Source organism: Sphingobium sp. YR768 (genome assembly GCF_900111125.1).
Taxonomy (GTDB): Bacteria; Pseudomonadota; Alphaproteobacteria; order Sphingomonadales; family Sphingomonadaceae; genus Sphingobium.
In genome coordinates this window covers 103,594-127,720 of sequence record NZ_FOGE01000007.1, presented here as the reverse complement: position 1 = coordinate 127,720, position 24,127 = coordinate 103,594, and the positions used below count along the sequence as shown (strand labels likewise).

Here is a 24,127-nt window from a genome sequence, read left to right as displayed (position 1 = left end):
CGCTCAATTGAGCGTTGCGCCGCGCTCTGCCGATGGCGGATGCCCGAACTGGCGGCGATAGGCGGCGGTGAAGGCGGCCGGGCTGCCGAAGCCGACGCGGTAGCCCGCTTCGGCGATGCCGAGCCCCTGATCGAGGATCAGTTCTCGGGCCAGCTTCAGCCTTTCGACGCGGACATAGGCGAATAAGGTCAGCCCATAGGCGGTCTTGAAATTCTCCTGCAGGGTGGTGAGGTTCACCCCGACCTGCCGGGCAAGCTCGAGTGAACTTGGCGGATCAGCCAGCCGCGCGTCGAGCATCTCGCGCGCTTCAGTCACCCGGCCAAGGTGCCAGCGGCCGAGTTGACGGACGAGCCGGTCTTCATCACGCAGCAGGAAAGCGATCTCGAGCACGAACTGCAGCGCGCTGCTTTCAAGGAACAGGGACGCTAGAGGTCCGCGATAAGGGTGATCAAGAAGCCGCGCCGCAATCTGCGTGAGCGCGCGAGAGGATGGCAGGACGGTCGAACGCGAACCGGGCTGCAGATACTGGTGCAGCAATGCGAGCCCGTCTTCAGCGACATCCGCTCCAAAGCGCTCGAGAAAGTCCGGGTTCAGCGTGACCCCTGCCCCGCGGCTCCGTGTACCGGCGCGCCACAGCCGGTCGCATTGCGTGGCCTGGCCGAGACCGAAGAGGAATGGCCGCCCGCGTGTCTGGATGACCGGATCATATCCCCGGATGCCGATCGGTGCGACTTCGCCCGCAAGAAGCAAGCCGCAGCTTAGAGATCGTTCCTTGCGGGCATCGAACGCACAATCGCCGAGATAGAGGACATCGTGCATATTGACGTAAAGCCCCGCCTGGACCTCGCGCGAGAGCAACTGGCCTGAGATGATGGTTCGCTCGGGCCAGGCTTCTTCCTGCTCGTGAGTGCTGGCATTCAGCACCGGTTGCGCTGCCTGTTTCAACACATCCGCGACAGATAGCGCGGCGGCTGTCGAAGAAGCCGACGAAGGCATGACGTTCCCACCTTATCCGGAGGCACCCTGCACAGCCGTGCGCGAAACCCCGCGATTGCACGATAGAATTCCCGCATCTCGCAATAGGCGTCAGGCTTGCGCTTCCCGCTCCAATGCATTTAATGCGACTTATTCGCAACAATAGCGCCCCCTGTGGCCGGCGCAAGCATATTGATGGAGGCTGACCCGCAAATGGAGGGAATGACGGTAACACGTCGGCATGCCGTTATGGCTTTCGGCCTCTTGATCCTGGCCGGCGGCCTGGTTGGGTGCGGAAAAAGTGCCGGGGGTTCGGCTTCACAGAGTGAGAGAAGCATCCGCTTTATCAACGCGGACGGTACTATCACCGATATTCCTGCCAGACCGCGCCGCATTCTCTCTACGTCAGCGTCGGTGACCGGCACCCTGCTCGCGATCGACGCGCCGCTGATTGCCAGCGCCTCTGCTGCCAATGGCCAGTATTTTCCGCAATGGGCAGGCGTTGCCAAAGAGCGCGGCATCAAAAATATCTGGCCAGCCGGCGATGTCGGCATCGAGGCCGCCATTGCGGTGAAGCCCGACCTCATCGTGGTCTCGACGGGCGGCGCCGATTCCGCTCTGGCTCAGCGCGCCGAGCTCCAGGCGATTGCGCCCACCATAGTGGTAGATTATGGAAGCCAGTCCTGGCAGTATCTCGCGATCCAGCTTGGCAAGGCGGCGGGTCTCGAAAATGAGGCTGCGGCGCGGATCGCGGCGTTCGAGCGCTATGTGGTGGACGCTCGCGGAAAAATCGCTGTGCCGGCGGGCAAGGTGAACATCATCAGCTATAATGGATCGGGTACGACGAACCCGATCGCAACCGCCAATGGCGCGCATGGCCGCCTCCTTGCCGGCCTTGGCTTTACAGTCGAGGATCCGGATCCGGCTTGGCACGCTGCCTCGGAGGCGCGAGGCGACTTCGTCTGGGCTCCTTATGAAATGCTGCCCCGACTGACCGCAGCAACGACCTTCCTGCTGCGCGCGAATGACGAGCGCGTTGCGACGTTTCTCAGCGACCCGGTGCTTGCCAATCTGCCCTCGGTCCGCGCACGGCAGGTCCAGAGCCTGGGCACCAACAGCTTCCGGATCGACTATTATAGCGCAACCCAGATCGTCGACGGTATCGTCAAGACCTTCGGGAAATGACCGATACGGATTGCGGCGGCGAATGCTTGCGGCATCGACACCAGGATTGCTGGCTCGCGGGCGGGATTGCATTCGTCCTGCTGCTGGCTGCCGCAAGCATAAGCATCGGCGCGGAAGATTTGTCGCCCCGCCAGGCTTGGAATGCGGTGACCGCGTTCGATCCAGCCGACAACCGGCATCTTCTGGTTCAGCATTTACGCATCCCCCGCGCTCTGGCAGCGCTTCTGGTTGGCGTGGCGCTGGGCGCGGCCGGCGTGGTGATGCAGGCGCTGACGCGCAATCCGCTGGCAGACCCCGGCATCCTGGGCGTCAATGCCGGCGCGGCGGCGGGCATCGCGATTGCCATCGCCTTTTTCGGACAGACCGAAGCTGGCTCCTATGTATGGTTCGGCCTTGGGGGCGCCGCGCTTGCCGGTATGGCGGTCTATCTGCTCGGCAGTATTCGCCAGGGCATGAATTCCGTGCGGGTGGTGCTTGCCGGATCGGCGCTGACGGTCATGTTCCTTGCCCTCACCCATATAGTAACGATCAACAGCGAAGCTGAGGTCTTCGACCAGTTTCGGCACTGGACGGTGGGCTCGCTCGAAGGGCGCGGCTTTCCGGTGCTTCGCGCGGTCACCTTGCCGATCGGCACCGGACTGCTGATCGTGGCTGGTCTTGCCCGCAGGCTCGACGCCGTCGCGCTCGGCGATGATCTTGCCCGTTCGCTGGGCAGCCATCCGGGCCGGACATTGGCGCTGGCCGCCTTCGCGGTCATCCTGCTTGCGGGAGCCGCCACCGCCGCGGCAGGACCAATCACCTTCCTTGGCCTGACCGCCCCGCATGCCGCGCGTGCGATCGTGGGGACAGCGCATCGTCGCCTCCTTCCCTTGGCAATGCTGCTGTCCGCAGGCACGATGATCGTGGCGGACATGGCCGGACGGATGGTCGCGCGCCCCGGCGAAGTCGGCGTCGGCATCATGATCGCCCTGATCGGTGGCCCCTTTTTCATCGCGCTGGTGCGCGGGCGAAAGCTCGCCCATTCATGACGGACACAGCAATCACAGCACGTTGCAGGCGCGTTGTCTGGCGAGCGGGCAGCTTATCGCTGATCGTGTCGGCGAGAGCGTTGCTGCTCGGAACGGGCCTGCTGCTCATCATCCTGATCCTGGCGCTCGTGGCGCTCACCATGGGCCGGATCGATGTGCCCTTCACCCAGATAGCGGCAATCCTTGCCGGAAATTCGAACGACGAAATGGCCAGCAGGATCATCTTGAGCATCCGTCTGCCGCGCGTCATCACGGCTTGCGGAGCGGGCGCGGCGCTCGGCATATCGGGAGCGATCTTTCAGTCGGTCTCGCGCAACGTGCTGGGCTCGCCGGATGTCATCGGCTTCCTGACCGGAGCGGCGACCGGCGCGATCGGCTGGATCGTTCTCGTCGGGGCATCGCCGCTTCCCGTCGCGGCGGCGGCGGTCACCGGCGGCCTGCTGACGGCGATCCTCGTCTATCTGCTCTCGCTTCGCGATGGCGCGGTCGCGAGCCAAAGCCTGGTGCTGGTCGGAATAGGCGTCGGCTCGGTGCTCTCGGCGCTGAACGGCCTGCTTTTGGCACGGGGACAGCTCGACAATGCGGTCATGGCCAATCTATGGCTGGCCGGATCGCTCAATGCCCGCAACTGGGGGCATGTAGCACCGGTCGCGGTTGGCGTTCTGATCCTGACACCCGTGGCGATGCTCTGCGCCCGCCCGCTGCGCCTGATTGAGCTGGGAGATGATATGGCCAGCCAGCTTGGCGTTCGCGTCGGGCGTTGCCGGCTCGGTGCCATGGCGATCGCCGTCGTGCTGGCCGCGCTCGCGACCGGCGCGGCAGGGCCGATCGCTTTCATCGCACTGGCGGCCCCTCAGATCGCGCGCAATCTGGTGCGGGATGGGGATATGCCGGTTCTGACAGCCGCCCTTACCGGTGCGGTGCTGCTGATGCTCGCCGATGTCCTGACACAGGCCCTGTCCTTTGGCGCCACGCTGCCGATCGGGCGCGTAACCGGTCTTATTGGCGGCCTCTATCTTGCCTGGCTTATCACCCGATCGAGGGAATTGTGACGACCGATACGCATGACGATAGCGCGATCCTGCGCGGTGACGGCCTGACCCTGCGATATGAAGCGCGCGAGATCACGCGGAATCTCGACATAATCATCCCGACCGGCCGGATCACTATCATCGTTGGCCCTAACGCCTGCGGCAAATCGACCCTGCTACGGGCCTTGTCACGGTTGCTGAGCCCCTCATCCGGCCATGTGTTTCTCCATGGCCGTGACCTGCGGGACTGGAAGGCGCGAGATCTGGCGCGCACCATAGCGCTGCTGCCGCAATCATCGATCGCGCCGCAGGGCATAAGCGTCGCCGATCTGGTGGCGCGCGGCCGCTATCCGCATCAGAGCTTACTGCGCCAATGGTCCCTCGACGATGAACGGGCGGTCGAAGCGGCGATGGCTGACACACGGATCAGCGACCTTGCCAATCGTCCGGTCGATGCCCTTTCGGGCGGACAACACCAACGTGTCAGGTTGGCAATGACGCTGGCGCAGGATACGCCGCTCATACTGCTCGACGAGCCGACCACCTATCTCGATATCGCCCATCAGATGGAACTGCTCGACCTGTGCCGGCACCTCAATCGCACCAAGGGGCGAACGCTGGTGCTGGTGCTGCACGACCTCAATCTGGCGGCGCGCTACGCCGACAATATGATTGCGATGAAGGCAGGCGCCATTGTCGCGTCTGGCACGCCCACAGATGTGCTCACGCGCGAGAGGATTGCACAGGTGTTCAGCATGGACTCGCTGGTCATGCCCGATCCGGTCACCGGCGCGCCCATGGTCGTGCCCGTCAGTAGCCAGACCGGAGTGTTCGCATGACGACGGCACCGTCGCTGTGCGTCGGGCTCAGCATCGCGGTCACCTGGCTGACCGGCAATGGATGGCGCAGGCCCGGCAGCCGCGTTGAGGACATTTATTCGAGCGACTTCTACATCGATATCGCCCGACAAGCGGAAGCGGCAGGGGTCGATTTTCTGTTCCGCCCGGATTCGCTGTTCCTCGATCCCGCCGCACTCGCCACATCACCGGGGTTCAGCAGCCTGGATCCAACGCTGCTTCTCTCCACCCTTGCACGCGAGACCCAGCGCATTGGACTAGTGACCACGGCGTCCACGAGCTTCTACCCGCCCTATATCGTTGCCCGGCAGCTGCAATCGCTCAACTGGCTGAGCAACGGGCGCGCGGGCTGGAATATCGTCACCTCTATAGACGGAAGCGGCAATTTCGGGAGCGAGCCCTTCCCGTCTTCCACCCGGCGCTACGCCCAGGCAGCTGAATTCACCGATGTCGTGCGGGCGCTATGGTCGAGCTATCCGGCTGAGGCGCTGGCCTATGATCGTGACAACGGACTCTATGGGCATACTGAGCAGGTTCGGCCAATCGAACATCGTGGCACGCACTTCGCGGTCGAGGGGCCGCTCAACCTGCCAACGTTCCCGGGTAGACGCATTCCGCTGTTTCAGGCCGGCGCATCGAATGAAGGACGTGATTTCGCGGCGCGAGTCGCCGATGGGGTATTTGCCGCTACTCCTGACATGGGCGCGGCTATCGAACTGCGGCAAGATATTCGTAAGCGTGCCGCGAGCCATGGACGCGATCCCGACACCGTGCGCGTCCTGCCGGGGCTCAGCCTCTATCTTGCGGACAGCGAAGCGGAAGCCAGGGATCTGTTTGCCGAAACGCATCGCGGGCTAGGAGAGGCGCGCAAACACCGCTTGATCGCTGATAGTCTTGGCCTGGATGTGAGCTCGATGCCGGAGGACCAGAGGATCACGCCGGCAATGTTGCCGGATCAGGTTCGTACAGTGCGCAGCCGGACGCACACGGCCCTTTTGCACCGGCTGATCGCACGCGATACGCCGACGGTTGGTGATCTTCTTTCTCGTCCCGAGGTTGCCGGATCAGCGCATTGGCTCTTCGTCGGGCGACCAGACGACGCGGTGCGCGAGATAGAACGGTGGGCGCATGCGGGAGCGATTGACGGCTTTATCGCGCTGCCCGGCGGCTCCGATCGATCGGTGGCGCTACTGCTCGACGAGCTATTGACCAACCTGCAGCTGAGTGGCCTTTTCCGATCCAGCCTATCGGAATAGGAGCGTTTGCGACACGCACGAAGCGGGTGACGCCTTCACCTGATTTTCGGTTATCTGCTACACCTGAAACTTTACGACGGCGGGCATTGCCTACGCGCGTCAATAGACCAACAGGCAAATGGGCGCCATTCGCTCTGGCGCTCATCTGCTGCAACTTCATGTGCCGGCGTCTCACCAAACTCCAGCAATCTAGTGAGGAGCGCACGGCGTTCCGGGGTTCGTCAGAAACTGAAGCCCAGTGTTCCGCGAACCGTCCGAGGCGCGCCGTAAAGCGCCTGGTCCCATTGAAGGCTGGACCAGTACTTTACATTGGTGACATTATCGACATTTGCCGCGATGGAGATGTTCTTGGTCAGTTGGTAGCGCGCCATGAGGTCGACGACAGCATAGCCCTTCTGCTCAATATAATCGTTGTGGATGCGGCTTTGAAAACGAGCCGAGGCACCGAAACGTAGTGCTTCCAGCTTTGGTGGAGAATAAACCGCACTCAGGCGCAACGTATGGCGCGGGATGAAGGTGCGTGTATCGTTGCCGTCGGTGTCTTCGACATCGACGTAGGCGTAACCACCTGACAATTGCAGCCCCGGCAACGGCTGCCCCGCGACATCAACTTCGACGCCTTGGGATTTGGCGTCGACAGCCTGATACAGGGTGGCGCCCAGAGTGCTGTCGAAACCGATGGATTCCGCGACGTTGTCCTGCTCGGTCTTGAATACAGCGATGGCAGCAGTGAGCTTCCCATCATTCCATTCACCCTTGATACCAGCTTCGTAAGTCTCGCCTTCAAGCGGATCGATGATCGAACCGTCAGCGGTCAGATAGACCTGCGGGCTGAAAATCGTCGCGTAGCTGGCATAGGCGGTGATATTACCCGTCAGGTCGAACGTCAGTCCCGCAAAGGGAAGAAACTTGGTCCGGTCGAACGAATAAGGCGTGCTGTACGACGTGCCATCGCGCTTGGCGTGAGTAACGTTGCCGCCCAGCATCAATTTGAGCGGATCAGCCAGCGAAAGACGGGCAAGGCCATAGGCGCTGGTGATCTTTGTCGTGAAATCGGCCCGGACTGTGTAATCGGCCCAATCCGGATAGGGGAAACTTCCCGCGAAAGCGCTGTTGCCGGTGAGCGCCACGCCGATCGCGCTGGCATCGACGGCTTCTTGCTCAATGATCCGCGCCTCACCATAATTTACGCCGAACATGATATCGTGCTCACGGCCTGCAACCTGAAGTTTGCCGGTCACATGCGCATCCAGCGTCGTTTCACGCTGTTTATCGAGATAGGCTCCGGGATAGGAATATAGCCCGTCGCCCGTTTCCGGATCCTGAGCGCCATAGACGTAGAACAGCTTAGCATCCTGATCGCGGGCACGACGTAAGACCGAGACCTTGGCATTCCAGCCATTACCGAAATCATGAGCGATGTCGCCGAACAGGTTGCGATCGACAGTGTCCCAACGCGTCCAGGGCTGCGCCGAACTCGTTGAACGAGCATAGGTTACGGGCGACCCGTCCGAATAGACGAAAGGCAACGCCCCCCAGGTCACGCCGCGTGGATCGCTTTCCTGCCAGGAATAACCCACGGTCGCGACGGTATCGGGGCCAAGGTCGACGGCGGCAGCACCATATAGCGTCAGGCGCGAGACGTGATAATAATCGAGGTAGGAATCACCGCTTTCGTAAGCGCCGACAAAGCGTGTGCGGACGCTACCGCTTTCCGTAAGTGGTGTATTGATGTCCACATCACCACGTACCTGATCGTAGGAGCCATAGCTCAGGCTCGCATAGCCGCCCAGTTCACGGCCGGGGCGCTTGCGCACGAAATTGACCGCCGCTGAAGGATTGCCGGTCTGGGACAGCAAGCCGGCGGCGCCACGCACGACCTCTACACGGTCGAACAATGCCGTATCGATTTGACCGGTCTGCAGGCTGTAGGCGAGCGGTTGGCCGATGCCGTCGAACTGGAAATTGACGATGTCGAAGCCGCGCGCATTATAGTAGGTGCGATCCGTCTCAGAACTTTCGACGTTGACGCCGGTGGCACGGCGCAGAACGTTATCAACGGTATCGAGGTTAAAATCCTCGATCTGCGCGCGGGTGATAACCGTGACGGCCTGCGGGGTCTCCCGCAATGAGAGGGGCAGGCGCGTGGTGATCCCTTGGGTACCGATTTCATAGTCGCTTTGGAGCAGGCCGGTAACGATGATCTCGTCCTTGTCGTCGGTTTCTTCCGCCCGCGCGGCGGTTGCTGAAATTCCCGCAAGAATGAGAGCGGCAACCGAAACGCCGCGACAGAGCCTCTGGCCTTCGCGGCCATCGAACGCATCGTCGCGCTGCCATAGCATCACCATAGAACATACCCTCCGCAGAAGTGATAATGATTATCAATACCGGCGCCAATTGTCTTTTACCGTACTGATGTCAATCATCAGGGAGGAAATTTCGGTAGCAGGCCTTGCGGTCTGGGCCTGACCTATCCGCTAGCGGCGTCTCAATCGACCAATCCTTGGCATCCTGGGAAGGGATGCAGCGCGCACCTGATAATCACACGATAAGCGTCGGGTCATGATGCCCCCGGCCACCAATTCAAGCCGCTAGCAGGCGGAGCCAGGAAAACCGAGCGTATCAGCTACGCACCCCAAACCCATAGCGTCCGAAAAACACTGCCGGAAAGTTGGGCTGTCCGACAACATGGTATTAGGGGTTTTCCGACATGCTCATTGGTTACATGCGCGTCTCTTCCACCGACGATCGCCAATCGGTCGATCTTCAGCGCGATGCGCTGATCGCTGCCGGCGTCGATAGCCGGCATCTCTTTTCCGACAAGGCGTCCGGTGCTCGCGAGGATCGCGTGAACCTGAGAGCCTGCCTGGAATATCTGAAGACTGGCGATACCCTCGTTGTTTGGAAGCTAGACCGGCTCGGCCGCTCCTTGCCGCATTTGCTCTCGATACTGACCGATCTGCGAGAGCGCGGCGTCTCGTTCCGTTCGCTTACCGAGCAGATGGACACGGGAACCCCGCACGGCGAACTTCTGTTCTCGCTTTTCGGCGCGCTCGCCCAATATGAGCGGGCGCTGACACGCGAGCGCATCATGGCAGGTCTCGCCGCCGCCAGACGGCGTGGCCGTCGCGGTGGCCGTCCGCCCAAGATCGATGCGGAGAAGCTTGAACAGATAACAGCCGCCCTCGCGGGGGGGCGCGAGCAAATCGTCGATCAGCCGCACATTCAATGTGCCGCGATCGACCCTTGCGGACACCTTAGCTCGAACAGGGTGGGCAGCGCCAAAGGCGGACGTGTAATGTCGCGCGCTCATGTCGATCTTTTTAGGGTGCACGAAAATTATTGCGCGACCGATTTAATGGGTGTACGAAATTGATATGGAGATCGAGTTCGACCCGGCCAAGGACGAGAGGAATATCGCCAAACATGGCATATCCTTGCAGGCTGCGGAAGGGTTCGATTGGGACACGGCCTTTGAACGCGAGGACGACCGCTTCGATTATGGAGAGGTCCGTTTCGTTGCCATAGGGTTGATCGGTGATCGCCTGCATGTGCTGGCTTTCACCGACGGCTCTCACGACGATGCGGTTCGCGCCATCAGCCTGCGTCCGGCGGAGAAGCATGAAGCGAGGTTTTATTATGGCCAAGTTTGATCCGAAGATTCACGACGACAACCCGCCGATGGATGCGGCGTTCATGGCCGGAATGAAGCCGTCCCGGCGGGGTCGCCCGAAGCTCGACGCCCCCAAGGTAGAGGTGAAAATCCGCCTGGATGCGAAGACGGTCGAGCATTTGCGTGGGAGCGGCCCAGGCTGGCAAACGCGCGTCAATGCCCTCTTGGGGAAGCTCGTGGCGTCGGGGCAAATCTAGCAACTTCGCGGCCAGCACTCAGACCGAGATGCGCCGCCATCCCGAGGCGGGAGACGCTCGCGACTGCCAAGAGTACAGAACATTCCAGACAATATAGATAGTTAGCCTGACGGAATCATGTGATTGTCGAACTTATGGTGCGGGGAGCGTATCGCTCCATTGCCGCTCCGGCGGCTGTAGATCGGCTCTCCCAATTTCGCCGTTCGGCCGATGCTGCAAAGGGCAACCGGGATGGTGATGCGAGTCGGTTCGGCCAAAGCTTGAGAAGCGATCTGGATGGAGGCTGCATCTACTCAGATGGACGGCGGAGACCGGACGAGGTAGAAACGCTTCCGCCATAATGATTACGGATCGTCCCGCTTGGACCCTCTCAGCGATGTCATAGCCTTGCTCCGGCCCAACACAGCCATTTCCAAGCCCATCAACGGGCGGGGGCGGTGGGGCGTCCGCTATGCTGCCCATGACGCCCCTGGCTTCACGATCATCTTGAAGGGGGCCTGCTGGATCGCCTTTGAAGCCGAGGAGCCGTGGAAGCTGGAGAAGGGCGCCTTTCTTCTCCTGCCATCGACCCCGGCCTTCACCTTGAGCAGTCATTCGGGCATCGCCTGCGAACTGCGAGATCCTACGGACGTGGCGGTCCGCCATGGCGAGCCGGAGGGCGAAGCAGATTTCGAAGCACTTGGCGGCACCTTCCGCATCGATGCGATCAACGCGCCGCTCCTGCTGGCCTTGCTCCCGCACATGATCCATATCCCCGCCTCGGAAGGGCGATCGATGCGCCTCGGCCGGGTGATCGACCTCATCATGGATGAATGCGGCGGCGACGAACCGGGTAAGGACATGATCCTTCAGCGCATGCTCGAGGTTCTGCTGGTCGAAGCCCTGCGTTGGCACGGCGTCGCGCCCGGGGATGACCGCGCTGGTATTCTTCGCGGCATGCGCGATCCGGCACTGGCGCGCGTGCTCGGCGCGATGCACGCCGATGCCCGGGCCGACTGGACCGTGGCAAGCCTTGCCAGGATCGCGGGGCAATCGCGGTCCGCTTTCGCCGCACGCTTCGGCTCGGTTCTCGGGTGCGGCCCGATCGAATATCTTGCCCGCTGGCGCATGGCGCTTGCGAAAGACGCGCTACTACGCAGCGCGAAATCCCTCGACCGGATCGCCGACGAGATCGGTTACGAATCCGCAAGCGCCTTCAGTACCGCTTTCCGCAAGCGGCTCGGCTGCCCGCCGGGAAAATTCGTTCGGCTCGGCGGCGTCTACGATCCCACCCAGGATCGATCAAACGGGCCCGGCTTGCAGTAGCCAGTCCATTACGCCCGAAGGAGAGGCGACGCCCAAGGCCCCGCCAATCAAGAGAGCACCGTCCGGCAGGCGCTCCAGCGTGAGGTCGCTGTAATCGACAATCGCCGGATGCTCGGTTTCCACCGGTTCGGGGTGGGTCGCGGTAACGACCAGCACCGCTGCCCCCGCGCTTACGGCCGCAGCAATACCGGCGGCGGAATCCTCGATTACCAGGCACCTGTCAGCAGTGGTCCCGAGCCTTTCGGCGCCAAGGTGGAAGCAGTCGGGCTCCGGCTTCCCGTGCGCGACGTCCTCGGCGGCGATCAGAAACGGCGGAACCGGCAAGCCCGCAGCCTCGATCCGGCGCAAGGCAAGCGCGCATGGCGCAGAGGTGACGATGCCCCATCGCGCGGTCGGCAGCGCGGCGAGAAACGCAGCCGCGCCGGCAATCTGCTCGATCCCCTCGACCTCATCGATTTCGGCCTGTGTGATTGCCGCCGCTTCGGTCACCGGATCGAGACCGGCGATACCCGCCCGCCGAACCGTCTCAACCGACTGCATGCCGTGGATCGTCGGCAAGAAGGTCTCGACGTCGATGCCGTGCCGCTTCGCCCACGCGGCCCAGATGCGCTCGGCGGCCTTGATGGAGTTTAGGATCGTACCATCCATGTCGAGCAGGACGGCATCGATCGGTCGTGTCTGCGAAGGCGTCTGCACTTGGTGTCGTACCTCTTTGAAGCGGACTGCCGGTGGGCAATGCTTCTACTATCGTTCTTATCAATTGGATAGTTGGAAAGGAATAATGGACTTCGGATTATGGATCGTCCTCATGCTGAAGCCTATCGAGGGAGCACCCGAAAGCTAATGGAGGTTCTCATGCAGACGATCCTGATCACCGGCACATCCTCAGGCTATGGCTTGGAGTCGGCGCATCATTTCCTCGCCAGGGGTTGGCATGTCATCGCGACCATGCGCCGCCCTGACGCCACGCTTTTCCCGGCATCGCCTAACCTGCGCATCTTGCCCCTCGACGTCACGAGCGAAGGGAGCATCGCCGCCGCCGTGACGGCTGCCGGGCCGATCGATGTGCTCGTCAATAATGCCGGGATCGGCGTGGTCGGCGCGCTCGAGGCGACGCCGATGGCGCATATCCGCAAGGTGTTCGACACCAACACATTCGGCGTCATGGCGATGTGCCAGGCAGTCATTCCTCAGATGCGCGAACGCCGTTCTGGCGTCATCGTCAACGTGACGTCGAGCGTCGCGCTGGCCGCGATGCCACTGGCGGCGGCCTATACCGCCAGCAAGCAGGCCATTGAGGGCTTCACCGGCTCGCTCGCCCATGAGCTCGCTCACTTCGATGTCCGCGCAAAACTGGTGGAACCGGGCTATGCCCCAACCACGCGGTTCGCCCACAATAGCGATGTGCGGGTCGAGGATCTCATCCCTCCGGCTTATGCTGGTTTTGCAGCACCGATTTTCGAGACATTTGCGAGCCCGGCGCTGACGACGAAGGAAACGGATGTCGCCAAGGCCGTCTGGGCCGCCGTCCACGACACGTCCGATCGGCTTCAGTTTCCAGGTGGGGCCGACGCTATAGCTCTCTTTGAGGCATGCCACTGCTGAGATCCAAGTCTTTCGATCATTGGGAATGGGCGAAAGGCTGGTGCTTCCGTACCGGTCCGCTTCCCCAAGGGCAGCGTCCGTAAATGAGGTCAATCCTGTCGGTTGGATTGACGGATGCTCGCCAGCATCGCCCGCGCGCGTTCGACATTGCCGCCGTGCGGATTGGACGCGATCGGGATCAAGGCTTGCTCAGCGGCCGCATATTGGCGACTCGCCATGAGCGCCGTCGCCGCATCCACGGCGATGTCGCCGACCAGCGGCGCCAGGGCATGCGCCGTCGTGAGTTGGGCAAGAGTCTCTTCTGAAACCGGGAAACCGTTGGCCGGCGCAGTTTGGGCGAGGCGGTAGATCGCGGTATAGTAGCCCGGATCGGCCGCCGCTGCACGGGCGAACCAAGGTCGCGCCGCAGCAAACCTCTCGACGCGGACCGCTGCGTTTTTCCGCCCGGTGTAGAAGTCACCCAGGCCCCGGAAATAAAGCAACTCGGCATCGTTCGGCGCGCTCTGCAGAAGCCGATCGATGGTCGCCGTTCCGGCCGCCCGATCGCCCGAGCCGATCTCGGCGCGCGCCAGCACGCGCTGGGCATAGGGATCGTCAGGATAGCGTGCGGCCGCTGTCTTGATCGTCGCGAAGGTCGCCGCTTCACGCTCCGGCTGCGGAATGCCGATCATCAGCGCCGCCAGCGGCAGCAACAGATCGTCGGCGGCCGGCGAGAGTGGCCGAACCGTTATCGCGACGTCGCCAGCGGGTGGCCGCGCCATCACGCTATAGGCGATGCGGCCCGCCATATAGCGTTTCAGTTCGGCTTCGAAGCCTTTGTGATCGGTGCCAAAAGCGGTACGAAAAGCTTGCGTCTCAGCGACGCCCCGATGAAGGTCGGCGAAGTAGCGCTTCAATGCCTCCCGACGCGCTTCGTCAGCGAAGAGGTAATGCACGATCAGCCAGCTTTCGGCATAGAACTGCCCGGTCTGCTCGCGGCTAAGGCCGCCGAGTTGGCCGGAGAATATCCGATCCACCGGTAGCCAAGTGCCGCGCAACAGCGTGATCGCGCGACCGGCGTTGTAGCGACCGACTTCGATCCGATCGCCCGTGAACCGCGCTGTCATCAGATATTCGGCGAAGCCCTCGCTATACCAGGCCGGATAGTAAGCAGGATAATAGTGCGTCGCGAAGTGGTGGGCATATTCGTGCAGCATAACTTCCTCGCCGCCCACACCGGGCCTGTCGCCACGCACGGCGAATGCGGCGGTGCCGCCGACGCGCGCGCGGTAGAAGGCAAGCACCCCACTGGGAACCGGCTCGACCTGGTTCAATTTGTCGGTCGAGCTCACCAGATATACCTTCAGCCGGCTTGCGGATGGCGGAGCCGTTGTGCCAGTCAGGGTGCGGAGGAGCCGGTCATAATCCTCAAGGAGCTGGACGGAGCGACGCAGGCTATCCTCGCTACCGTAGCTGTAAACGACGAAATTCGAGGACCGCGCCTCGATCCAGCGAGCCGACGCTATCGAGGGCGCCAGAGCACACAAGGCACATATGAAAAAGTGAGTCAGTAGGCGCATCACGAATGAATGCCGTAGTTGCGAACGATTATCAACTCTGCTGGCAGCTATGCGGGGCAGCGACGCGGTGCACGCAATCCAGGCCATTTTTGTCATGCGTCGCCGTCAATTTCGCAGTTGCGGAATCAAGTTCGCAGGTGCAATATTATCCTCGCCGGCAGGCTCGGCACCTCTCCTAACTAACTAAGGGCCGGCAACGCGTCGGCCTTTTTTGTTCGCCAAATTTGTCGAACCACGAAAAGGTATGTTTCGATCACCGGCTGATGGCGCAGCAATCGGGCGAACCCGCCGCCACAACGTGTTTGCCGCTGCCGTTTTGCGCGGCGTTCGAAGACTGGCAGGATAGCGTCATTGCCGTTTCACCGCGTCATAGTAGTTGTTGCCGGCGTCATCGGTAAGACAACGAACCAAAACAAGTCCGCTCCTGTTGAGACGGCTGGCATAGGCGTCGGCGCCTAGCGAGAGCGAGGTGCGCCCGGTCAGCGTGTCGTGCCATTCACAAGCTTGTTGCGGTGCGCTGAAAAGAAACCGACCACCGGGTTCGAGGGCACTAGCCACCTTACCAAGCACCGTATTTTGATCGTCTGCTCCAAGCAGGAAGATCAGGCCGATCGACACAGCACCTTTGAAAGTTCGTCCGAAGAAGGCACTTTCCTGCGCCGGCTCGCACGCGACGGACACGCCAGGAAGGTTGCCACGGAACGCCTTGACAAGCGAGCATGACGCATCGATGCCGAACACGACAAACCCTTCATCGCTGAGCGCCTTCGCGATCGGAACGCCGGAACCGCATCCCACATCCACGATAGGCGACGATGGCACCAGACATTCCTGTGCCCACGACCGCACCAGCTCTGCCCCGATCTCGGATCGGATCTCTATGAACCTGTCGGCAACAACTTCCCAGCCTTGGGAATGGTCGGTCGCCACCAAAATGCCTCCTGCTCATGCTGAGAATCAGCGTAACAACCGCTCAACTGTCAGAGAAGCGCATATTCTCGTAAACATCCTCAGGCTGGCCGAAAATCAGGACGTTCCCGGCCGCGCCGCCGAAAACGCGCAGAATCGAGCCTTCCGAGATGAGGAAACCCGGCGACGGCAAAGTTGGAGAACAGGAGGTCAACGCTCATCGCAGGAAGAATTCGACGGGCACCACCAATTCGATCGTGTCGCCCGTTACCGATCCCGGCGGTTTGGGCAGCGGCTGCGCACGCTTGGGCAGGCTGACCGCTTCGGCATCGAGCGCTGCGAAGCCCGATGACCGTTCCAGCCGCACGCTCAGCACCTTGCCATCCCGATCCATCACGAAACGGATATAGGGCACACCCTGCTGCTTGCGGAACAGCGCGTCGCGGGGATAGCGGCGCACCTTGTTCAGCGCGCCCAGCACCTGGCCCTCCCAGGTCGGCTTGGCGTTGCCGGGCGGCGGCGGGGCAGCGGCTGGCTTGATCTCGGAGAGAGGCGGGGTACGATCGACCGGGGGCGCTGGGCGCACGGGCGGTGTCGGGATGGTGACGGGCGTCGGGATCTGCACTTTGGGCGTTTCGGGCTGGGGTTGGTCAGACTGCGGCCGGGGCGGGATGATTTCGGGCGGCGGCGGCTCCTCGCTCACAATTTCGGCCGGCGCTGCGGGTGGCGCGACATCGAACACGCTGAGCGTCGCAGGCTGCTGCTTCACATATTCGCTATGCCATTTCACCAGCATCAGGGCAGCGGCCAGGATATGGACACCGATCGTCAGCGACAGGCCCAGGCCGCGCCCGGCACGCCCCGCATGGTAGCCGCCACCGGGGGAGGATGCGGGCACGGCCTGGAGGATGACGGGCATTTCCGGATCGACCAGATCGGCTGGTTGGGGACGGCTTGCAGCGCGCAGCATCAGGATACTCCCGAAAGGGCCGCAGCACAAAGCGATAGCGGCAGGGCGATCAGGCCCGCTGCAGGCAGCAGGCTCGGACGATAGGTCAGGGCGACGGCGACACCGAGCGCGCCGAGCGTCAGCATCCCAAGCCAGAAGATGAGGCCGACCGCCAGGCCGAACCGTGCCTCGAGCGGGACAGCGGCGAAGCTGAGCGCCGCCCATCCCCCGGCCTTGAACATCAGCAGGTTGCGACCCTTGGGCAGCGCGCCGATCATGTCGCGGTGATGCCGGTCCATGGCGAAGGCCAGGGCGGTGAAGCCGCCAAAGCCGGCGAGCAGCGCGGATATTTCGCTCATCAACGCGATCATGAGGCCGCTCCCAGCCGGATGGCCAACAGGATCATTCCGGTGGGAACGGCGGCCGCCATCAGCCCCGTCCATGCGCGGGTCGCACTGGCGGCATGGAACACGGCCATGATGATGGCGGCATAGGCAAGGAAGCTGGCCATGGTCGTGGCGTGCAGCGCCTGCGCCATGGGCACGCCCAGCAGCGGCAGCGCGTAGGTTGCAAGGAGGGTCAGCAGGCTGGTCAAGGCATAGCCGCCGACGACCGCAGCCAGGATGCGCGACAGCAGCGGCCAGTCGATCGACACGGCACGGGTGCGGGAAAGATGCCGCTTCATGCGGGCACGGCCTCGACCTGGCGGGCGCGTGCTATGGCAGGGACAGAGGCGGCGGCGCGCCGTTTGCGGATCTGGATGCCGAGCATATGGGCGAACAGCAGCGCGATGCCGATCGCGCCCAGATCGATACCGGCGAGTGTCCAGTCGCCCGCCGGCAGCGAAACGCCCAGATGCCGGTCCGTCGTGAGCAGATTGACGACGGGGATCAGCGCGAAAGCGGCGATCGCCGCGCCGGTCATTTCCACCCATGCCTTTGGCACCGGCCGCCAGATGGCGTAGAGGAAACAGGCGCCCCAAGTGAGGAACAGGGCATGGATTTCCCACGCGGCGCGCCCTTCCATCATCGCGGGGATCAGCCGGTTCGCCCAGAAATAGGCCGCGACGCCGATCGGCAGGCCGATGATCGTGCCCAGGTTCAATATGTCGACCAGCAGGATGCCGAAGGGTAGCTTGCTCGCCTTGGCGAGCTTCGCCTTGCGCTTGGTCGACCAGAGCAGCAGCCCGGTGGCGATCATCGCCGCGCCGCCCAGCCCCGACAGCACATAGAGCGCGCGCAGCACTGGCCCGGCGAAATGCCCCTCATGCACCGCCAGCAACGCCAGCGAGAAGTCGGCCGTGGCGGTGCTCTTCTCGCCCTCGTCGGGCAGGCGCGCACCGGTCACGCCGTCGAACGATAGTTTCGGCCCGCTGCGGCTGAGCGTCGTCAGCGTATGGGCCGCGATATCGACGCGGGCGTCGGCGCGGCCGGGATGTTCAACCGTGAGCCGGGCAATGCGCCCCGCACCCCACGCCCGTTCCGCTTGCGCCAGCATCGGCGCGATCGGCGCGGTCGCGGCCAATGGCTTGACGTCCTTGTCGCTGTCTTCACGACCATAGACCTGCTCGTAGAAACGGTCCCGCGACGGTCCGTCGGGATAGAGGGTGTCGATCGGCACCGGCATATAGGTGTAGAGGAAGAAGATCAGGCCCGACCAGGTAATCATCAGATGGAAGGGCAGTGAAGTGACGCTCAGTAGGTTATGCGCGTCGAGCCAGCTTCGCTGCCCCTTGGCCGGGCGGAAGGTGAAGAAGTCCTTGAAGATTTTCTTGTGGGTGACGATGCCGCTAAGGATCGCCACCAGCATGAACATGGCGCAAACGCCGACGATGCGAATGCCCCAGTCATAGGGCATGTAGCGCAACGCATAATGCATGGCGTAGAGATCGTCGCCCCCGCCCGTCTCGCGCACGCGGCCCTTGTCCTCCAGGCCGGTGGCGGGATCGATCGTGGCGCGGGTGTAGGCGCCATAATCCTCCCCCGTTTTGGGCCAAGCCTGCCATGCCGCCTCCAGCTGGGTTTCGCCGCGGCGGCCGGGCAGAAATATATACCAGCGTTCGGCATCCCCGGCCTGTGCTCGCAGCCATTTTTCGGCGGCGGGCAGCAGGGTCTTTGCGGCGGGCGGCGCGCCGACCATGGGCAATTCGGGCCGCATCCAGCGGCTGACTTCGCTGTTCACATAGCCAAAGGCGCCGGTGACGAAGACGAAGAACAGCACCCAGCCGACCAGCAGTCCGGTCCAGGTGTGCAGCCACGCCATCGACTGACGGAAACCCTCCTTCATGCCCGATCGCCCATGTTCGCCGCCCGATGCATCAGAACTGGCCTCGCAGGGTGACCGTGACGTTGCGTGGATCACCGTACAGATTGCCGTAGCCCGGCCCGTCGATCGTCACATAATAGGTCTTGTCGAAAATGTTGTTGAGGTTGGCGCTGATCGAGAAACGCTCGTCCAGCGCATAGCCGGCCCGCGCCGACCAGATGGCATAGCCCTTCACGCGGAACTGATATTCATAAAAGTCGCCGTCATAGAGGCCAGTGGCGGGGTTGAGTTCCTGTACGAAGCCGGACCGGAAATTGCTGCTCTGCGCGGTGACGCCGCCGCCGATGCTAAGCCCTTTGAGCGCCTCACCCTGGAATTTATAATCGGTCCACAGCTTCAGCAGATGCTTGGGCGTGGTTTCCGCATAGCGCGCGTCGCTGTCCCGCTTGTTGACATTATTGTTGTAGGTGTAGCCGAAGGCGACCTGAAGGCCGGGCAAAACCTCACCGTTCAGCTCGACCTCGAAACCCTGGCTCTTGATATAGCCGTCGCGGATGTAGCAGCAATTATTGCCGCCGATGGGCGGATTGGCGGGATCGGACACCGCCGCGCCCTTCTTGTTCACGCGATACCAGGCGAGCGAACCGGTCAGCTTGCCGTCGGCCAGTTCACCCTTGACCCCGGCCTCATAGTTGCGGCCCGTGACGGGATCGAGCGGCGTGCCTGGGCGCGGGCCGCTATTATATTGCGCCTGCGACTGATAGATTTCGGCCGCGCTGGCGTAAAGGCTGACGCTTTTATGCACATCCCATATCGCCGCAGCGTATGGAATGAACACGCTGTCCTGCCTCACCTGGTTGCGCAGCACGCTGGTGATGAGGTTATAGTTGGTGGTCTTGTCGCGGAATGCCAGGCGGCCGCCGCCGATGAGCGAGAGGCTTTCGACCGGACGGACGCGCAGCGACCCGTATAATCCCATCCGCTCGATCGTCTGGCGGTTGCGATAGCTCCAGGCCGGCGGGAAGTCGGGTTCGACGGGATAGACCGGGTTGAAGATGTCGCCAGCGCCGACATAGGTCCAGAGCTGCTGATAGGTCTGCTGGTAGCGCACATAGTCCACGCCGAGGATCAGATTGTGGGTCTGGCCGAAGGCTTCGAAGGCACCCTGGCTGCTCAAATCGACGGTGGTTTCCTTCGTCGCCTTGTCCTGCTGGAAATACCACCAGTCGATGCCCGATCCGTCGATGGGATCGACCGCATTTTCCATTTCCGCCGCATTGGTCTTGTCGCGGTTGCGCATATGATTGGCGGTCAGCTTGACTGTCCAGTCGTCACCGATCCGTTGTTCCAGCCGGCCGAAGAAGACACTGGTGCCGCGTGTGATGGAGTTCCAGGGCGTGCCCATGTTGAAGTCGCGCGGCAGGCCGATATCGACGCCATTGCGATAGCGCGGCAGCGAGACGTTGAAGCCGTCCTTCTGGTCTTCCTGCCGGGTGAAGCCTGCGACCAGCAGGGTGGAGGGGGTCAGGTCCGCCTCGATCAGGCCATGGATGAGCGCGCGGCGATCCCGCTTGAAACGCTGGAAGCCGTGACCATTATCGATCACGCCGATCGCCCGCCCGCGAATTTTGCCATCGCTGGTGAGCGGCCCGGTCGCATCGACTTCCAGCCGATAATTGTCCCAGCTGCCGCCATAGGCCGCCAGCTTGAGCTGCGCGTCTTCCAGCGCTCGCTTGCGCGAGAAGTTGAGCACGCCGCCCGCTTCCCCGGCGCCGAACATGCCGTCTGCGCCGCGCACCAATGCGATGCTGTCATAGATGGCGGTGTCGATGTCCGACATGCCATCCACGCGGAAGCTGGTGGCGCCGCCATCATAGCGCGCAAAGCTGATCGGCAGGCCGCGGCTGTTATAGGTGGACGACAGCCAGTTGCGATCGACCGTGACACCAGTCGTTTGCAGCATCACGTCCTCGACGCTGACCAGGTTCTGGTCCTCCAGCCGCTGGCGGGTGATGACCGTCACCGATTGCGGAATCTGGCGCAGGCTTTGCGCGGCCTTGCCGACATTGGTGGCGAGTGGCGCGTAGCTGCGCGACCCTTCCGTTACGACTGGATCGCTGGACGCGCGCAGGCCCGCGACTGCGCCGCCGCCGTTTCCGCTGCCTTCGACCCGGACCGGGCCGAGCGCGATCGTATCTCCCGCCACATCGGGCGCGCGTTCCAGCACCACCGTATTGCCCATGACCCGGAACGTCAGGCCAGTCCCGCCTAGCAGCCAGCCGAGCGCGGAGATGGCCGACATGCGGCCATTGACGCCGCTCGACCCGCGGCCGGACAGGAGATCGGCCGGCGCGCTCACCTGAAGCCCCGACTGCTGGCCGAAGCTGGTGATGGCAGTCGCCAGCGGTTGCGCGGCAATGGCGAACGCTCGTTCCGCGGATGCGGACTGCGCCATGGCGGCCGTCGACATGGCCACGGTAGAAGCTGTGCCTGCGAGCAGCGCCGCCGCGACGGCTCGTTCAATCTTTCCGAAACGCACGATATTTCCCCCGAAACAAATCCCTAAGGTCACGCGAAATTTCTGCAAATGCGTTGCAATCGCGTTCCTGTATCAAGAGACGCTGGGGGTTGCGGGTCTTTCGGAAAGACTGGTAAATTTTTTCAGACTGTTTCCCGCGGGGGTCAGTCCTGTGAATAGATGATCAGCCAGTCACCGATCATGGTCACGCGACCGCCATAGGCGCGCGCCATGCCGCGCAGGGCCTGCACCGGGTCGGAAGCATTGAATATGCCCGTCAACCGTTGTTGGGCAAGGGCGCTGCCGTGCGTTACGATCATGCCGCCGAACCAGGGGCGCAGCCGTTCGATCGCCTCCGTGATCGGTTCATCCTGCACGATCAGCTGTCGCGCCCGCCATGCCGCCACCTGTGCGGGCGCAATGGCTTGACGTTGGATCGCGCCCGCAGGCCCGATCGCTGCGGCCTGACCGCCTGTTAGGAGGTGGGGACGGCCATGCATGAGCGCTACCTGCACCCGGCCATGTTCCACTCCGACGAATGCGGGATGCGCCTCGTCTTGGACTTCCCGCACATCGAAGGCGGTGCCGAGTACGGTGATGGTCGCCCGTTCGCCGATCACGCGAAAGGGGTGCCTCCGATCCGGGGTCACGGTGAAAAAGGCCTCGCCCTTCAGCAGGGTGACGTCGCGCCGACCGTTCGCATAATCGACGGCGATGGCCGAAAGCGGCGCCAGTTGCACGACGCTGCCATCCGCAAGCGAGATCTTTTGCACTTCGGCCACCCCGCTCTGGTGATCGGCGCGCAATCGCAACATCGCCGATGGCGCGACCAGACAAGTGAGGCAAAGGGTGCAACCGGCAAGCTGCGCTGCGCCGCGCCAGGCGCGGGGTCGCTTTGCCACGGCGACCGGGTGGATGGTTGGCCGGGCTTTGGGGGCGGGCGGGGCGCGCACGGCAAATGCAGGTTCGACATCGCCCAGCCGATCATAGACATGGGCCATCTCCGCCCAGGCGATGCCATGGGCGGGATCGGCCGTCAGCCATGCTTGGAATTGCCGCTGCACGATGATATCGGCCGGGGCGTCCCGCAACGCGATCGTCCACAGGATCGCCTGCTCTTCCGCATCCGGCGACGCGGGAACGGAAGACGAAGGATCATCCTGTATGCCAGAGCCCATGCGCGTCCTTATCCTGCGATCATCGCCATGACCATCAGACGTTCCATCCCAGGTGTTTTTCGCCCGGCGTGGTGAGATTATCGCATGGCGACGGGTTAAGGGCGCAAGGCCGCGCGACAATGGCGCAACGCGGCGGCAACCAGTTCATGGGCGCGCGTCACTGAAATATCCAGTGCCGCCGCGATATCCTGGAGCCGCGCGCCTTCGAACCGGTGCATTTCGAACGCGACGCGCGTACGGTCGTCCAACTCTACCAGCGCATCGCCCAATAGCCCCAATTCGCTCCGGGCGATCAATGTCCGTTCGGCCGAAGGCGCATCGTCGGCCGCCTGCCCCCGGGTATCGCTGGCGTCGCCGACCTGGGTGCGGGCTCGCTCACGCGCCAGGCTGCGACTGCGATCGATCGCCAGATTGCGTAGCACGCGCCGGAAGAGATGAGCCGGATCGCCGATCGCTTCCCGACTCGCAAGGATACGGCAGCGGATCCAGGCTTCCTGCACCAGATCCTCCGCTCCGAATTCATCGGAACTGACGACGCGCGCGTAGCGGACCAGGCCGCCATGCTGCCGTCGGTAGAATTCGCTTAGAGACTTCACCCAAAAGCCCATTCACCAAATGCGAATGATTCGCAATCCGATTTGACAACGCCGCGAAAAATTTCCGAACTCTATCCGGATTGTCGATCGGACCTTGTAGGGCGTGATATCGTCCGCGCCCCAGATAAGCAGGATAATATGCGGTTTAGGTACGCATCAAGATGCGCACGGCAGACATAGAGACGCGGAACAGCGGTGTTTAGGAAACGACCGGTGGGCTCAACCCGACCCTCCGGGCCTCTCCGCTTTCAGTACTCAAGGGCCGACCAGAGGCTGGCAGTCGGGTACAGGCACGGTAGGTTCGGTCGGAAGCCGCCGCTTAATCACGGCACCACATAAGATCGTCGCGGTTACTTTGATCCAGCCATCAATTCCGCGGCAGCGGGTTCATACAAGTCCCAAACCCCGTCATTTCGGTGGAATGCGTGAAAAACAGGCGGTTTGCGACGGGCGGCATGAAAATCAGTTTCTTGCCCAACGCTGATGATGATCGACGGCAACGGTTCTCCGCCTGTCTCCTGGCGGTGCAGCCGGATCTCGCCGATCCCCAATCTGATCTTTTTGGCCACGATGTCCGCCATGCGCCGAACATTGCCGGGCGTATCGAGATCGGGGACCCCTTCCAGAAATTCAGTCAGGAGAAGCGTGAGCATCTGACAAACTTCGGCCGAGCCGATATAAAGGGTGTCGCCCTTCCCCGCCGCATTGGATTGTTGCCTTTCCGCCGACACTTCGCAGATGGCCTTGACCACCGCCCGACGAAGTTCGCTGATGTACTCCTCGTTCAACTCAGCCATGGGTGATGTCCTTCGTGCTGGAGCGAGGAGACCATGATTTCGGGCATGCAGCAGCGAGTCCAGCCTTTTTGATGAAGGTGGCGGTCGAACAGATCCTGAAACCGCGTATGACGCGTACCACAAGATATTTCAAGGTAACTCAACGGGATAGGACTGCCCTCGTCGGCGTCGTGGTCCGCGTACTACAGCCTTCTGGATCGGCGTAAGACGCGTATCACGGCCATATATCCTTGTTTTACAAGCT

The 24,127-nt window shown here is 62.5% G+C and carries 22 protein-coding genes and 1 pseudogene; 10 read left to right on the top strand and 13 right to left on the bottom strand.

Translation table 11 applies throughout. The features are described 5' to 3' along the window. Positions 1–3: 3 nt before the first annotated feature. Complete coding sequence (locus tag BMX92_RS10995) at positions 4–996, bottom strand: AraC family transcriptional regulator (protein WP_093016320.1); 993 nt, start codon at positions 994–996, stop codon at positions 4–6. Between the two features lie 174 nt (positions 997–1,170). Between BMX92_RS10995 and fepB the strand changes: the two genes are divergently transcribed. From fepB to BMX92_RS10970, 5 genes are read left to right on the top strand one after another with little or no spacing between them, the layout of a single operon-like run. After that, complete coding sequence (gene fepB, locus BMX92_RS10990) at positions 1,171–2,160, top strand: Fe2+-enterobactin ABC transporter substrate-binding protein (RefSeq protein WP_218145762.1); 990 nt, start codon at positions 1,171–1,173, stop codon at positions 2,158–2,160. After that, positions 2,157–3,188: a FecCD family ABC transporter permease gene (locus tag BMX92_RS10985; RefSeq protein WP_093016316.1), complete on the top strand. Its 1,032-nt coding sequence runs from the start codon at positions 2,157–2,159 to the stop codon at positions 3,186–3,188. Before fepB ends, BMX92_RS10985 begins: the two co-directional genes overlap by 4 nt. Beyond that, positions 3,185–4,240: a FecCD family ABC transporter permease gene (locus BMX92_RS10980; RefSeq protein ID WP_093016314.1), complete on the top strand. Its 1,056-nt coding sequence runs from the start codon at positions 3,185–3,187 to the stop codon at positions 4,238–4,240. The genes BMX92_RS10985 and BMX92_RS10980 overlap by 4 nt, the downstream gene beginning before the upstream one ends. Continuing rightward, the gene (locus BMX92_RS10975; RefSeq protein WP_177185004.1) at positions 4,237–5,058 is read left to right on the top strand and encodes an ABC transporter ATP-binding protein; all 822 of its coding nucleotides are present in this window, start codon (positions 4,237–4,239) and stop codon (positions 5,056–5,058) included. Before BMX92_RS10980 ends, BMX92_RS10975 begins: the two co-directional genes overlap by 4 nt. Further along, a complete protein-coding gene (locus BMX92_RS10970; RefSeq protein ID WP_093016312.1) occupies positions 5,055–6,332 on the top strand; it encodes an NtaA/DmoA family FMN-dependent monooxygenase in 1,278 nt (425 codons plus the stop codon). The genes BMX92_RS10975 and BMX92_RS10970 overlap by 4 nt, the downstream gene beginning before the upstream one ends. A gap of 221 nt (positions 6,333–6,553) precedes the next feature. Here BMX92_RS10970 and BMX92_RS10965 read toward each other — a convergent pair whose 3' ends face one another. Next, positions 6,554–8,680 (bottom strand): TonB-dependent siderophore receptor, encoded by a 2,127-nt coding sequence (locus BMX92_RS10965; protein WP_093016310.1) that lies wholly within the window; start codon positions 8,678–8,680, stop codon positions 6,554–6,556. A 362-nt stretch (positions 8,681–9,042) separates the two neighbouring features. On the opposite strand from BMX92_RS10965, the pseudogene BMX92_RS10960 reads away from it, so the two are divergent. The 4 genes and pseudogenes from BMX92_RS10960 (at position 9,043) to BMX92_RS10945 (ending at position 11,507) form a co-directional block, all read left to right on the top strand. Beyond that, positions 9,043–9,631: pseudogene (locus BMX92_RS10960) on the top strand (recombinase family protein). 78 nt (positions 9,632–9,709) lie between these two features. After that, the gene (locus tag BMX92_RS10955; protein ID WP_093016308.1) at positions 9,710–9,985 is read left to right on the top strand and encodes a BrnT family toxin; all 276 of its coding nucleotides are present in this window, start codon (positions 9,710–9,712) and stop codon (positions 9,983–9,985) included. Continuing rightward, positions 9,972–10,202, top strand: a complete 231-nt coding sequence (locus BMX92_RS10950; RefSeq protein ID WP_218145761.1) for a BrnA antitoxin family protein — start codon at positions 9,972–9,974, stop codon at positions 10,200–10,202. The genes BMX92_RS10955 and BMX92_RS10950 overlap by 14 nt, the downstream gene beginning before the upstream one ends. A 360-nt stretch (positions 10,203–10,562) precedes the next feature. Beyond that, positions 10,563–11,507, top strand: a complete 945-nt coding sequence (locus tag BMX92_RS10945; RefSeq protein ID WP_093016306.1) for an AraC family transcriptional regulator — start codon at positions 10,563–10,565, stop codon at positions 11,505–11,507. On the opposite strand, the gene BMX92_RS10940 is transcribed toward BMX92_RS10945, so the two are convergent. Next, a complete protein-coding gene (locus tag BMX92_RS10940) occupies positions 11,484–12,203 on the bottom strand; it encodes an HAD-IA family hydrolase (protein WP_256213379.1) in 720 nt (239 codons plus the stop codon). The two genes, BMX92_RS10945 and BMX92_RS10940, sit on opposite strands and share 24 nt — an antisense overlap. A gap of 159 nt (positions 12,204–12,362) precedes the next feature. Between BMX92_RS10940 and BMX92_RS10935 the strand changes: the two genes are divergently transcribed. Then, complete coding sequence (locus tag BMX92_RS10935) at positions 12,363–13,112, top strand: SDR family oxidoreductase (RefSeq protein ID WP_093016436.1); 750 nt, start codon at positions 12,363–12,365, stop codon at positions 13,110–13,112. A gap of 89 nt (positions 13,113–13,201) precedes the next feature. Here the strand turns inward: BMX92_RS10935 and BMX92_RS10930 are convergent, their stop codons facing one another. The 10 genes from BMX92_RS10930 to BMX92_RS10885 form a co-directional block, all read right to left on the bottom strand. Then, entirely contained in the window at positions 13,202–14,767 is a 1,566-nt protein-coding gene (locus tag BMX92_RS10930; protein ID WP_143066766.1) for a tetratricopeptide repeat protein, read from the bottom strand. A gap of 252 nt (positions 14,768–15,019) precedes the next feature. After that, entirely contained in the window at positions 15,020–15,601 is a 582-nt protein-coding gene (locus tag BMX92_RS10925) for a class I SAM-dependent methyltransferase (protein ID WP_093016300.1), read from the bottom strand. A 196-nt stretch (positions 15,602–15,797) separates the two neighbouring features. Further along, positions 15,798–16,550, bottom strand: coding sequence for an energy transducer TonB family protein (locus tag BMX92_RS10920; RefSeq protein ID WP_218145760.1), 753 nt, complete (start codon positions 16,548–16,550; stop codon positions 15,798–15,800). Then, positions 16,550–16,888 carry a DUF3325 domain-containing protein gene (locus BMX92_RS10915; protein WP_177185002.1) on the bottom strand — a complete coding sequence of 113 codons (339 nt, stop codon included), beginning with the start codon at positions 16,886–16,888 and terminating at the stop codon, positions 16,550–16,552. Before BMX92_RS10915 ends, BMX92_RS10920 begins: the two co-directional genes overlap by 1 nt. Before the next feature lie 8 nt (positions 16,889–16,896). Beyond that, positions 16,897–17,214, bottom strand: a complete 318-nt coding sequence (locus BMX92_RS10910; protein WP_093016432.1) for a hypothetical protein — start codon at positions 17,212–17,214, stop codon at positions 16,897–16,899. Further along, positions 17,211–18,815, bottom strand: coding sequence for a PepSY-associated TM helix domain-containing protein (locus BMX92_RS10905; protein ID WP_093016296.1), 1,605 nt, complete (start codon positions 18,813–18,815; stop codon positions 17,211–17,213). Before BMX92_RS10905 ends, BMX92_RS10910 begins: the two co-directional genes overlap by 4 nt. A 31-nt stretch (positions 18,816–18,846) precedes the next feature. Continuing rightward, complete coding sequence (locus BMX92_RS10900; protein WP_093016294.1) at positions 18,847–21,333, bottom strand: TonB-dependent siderophore receptor; 2,487 nt, start codon at positions 21,331–21,333, stop codon at positions 18,847–18,849. 143 nt (positions 21,334–21,476) lie between these two features. After that, positions 21,477–22,490 (bottom strand): FecR family protein, encoded by a 1,014-nt coding sequence (locus BMX92_RS10895; RefSeq protein WP_093016292.1) that lies wholly within the window; start codon positions 22,488–22,490, stop codon positions 21,477–21,479. Between the two features lie 95 nt (positions 22,491–22,585). Then, a complete protein-coding gene (locus tag BMX92_RS10890; protein WP_177185001.1) occupies positions 22,586–23,086 on the bottom strand; it encodes a sigma-70 family RNA polymerase sigma factor in 501 nt (166 codons plus the stop codon). A 350-nt stretch (positions 23,087–23,436) separates the two neighbouring features. Further along, a complete protein-coding gene (locus BMX92_RS10885; protein WP_093016288.1) occupies positions 23,437–23,883 on the bottom strand; it encodes a hypothetical protein in 447 nt (148 codons plus the stop codon). Between the last annotated feature and the right edge of the window lie 244 nt (positions 23,884–24,127).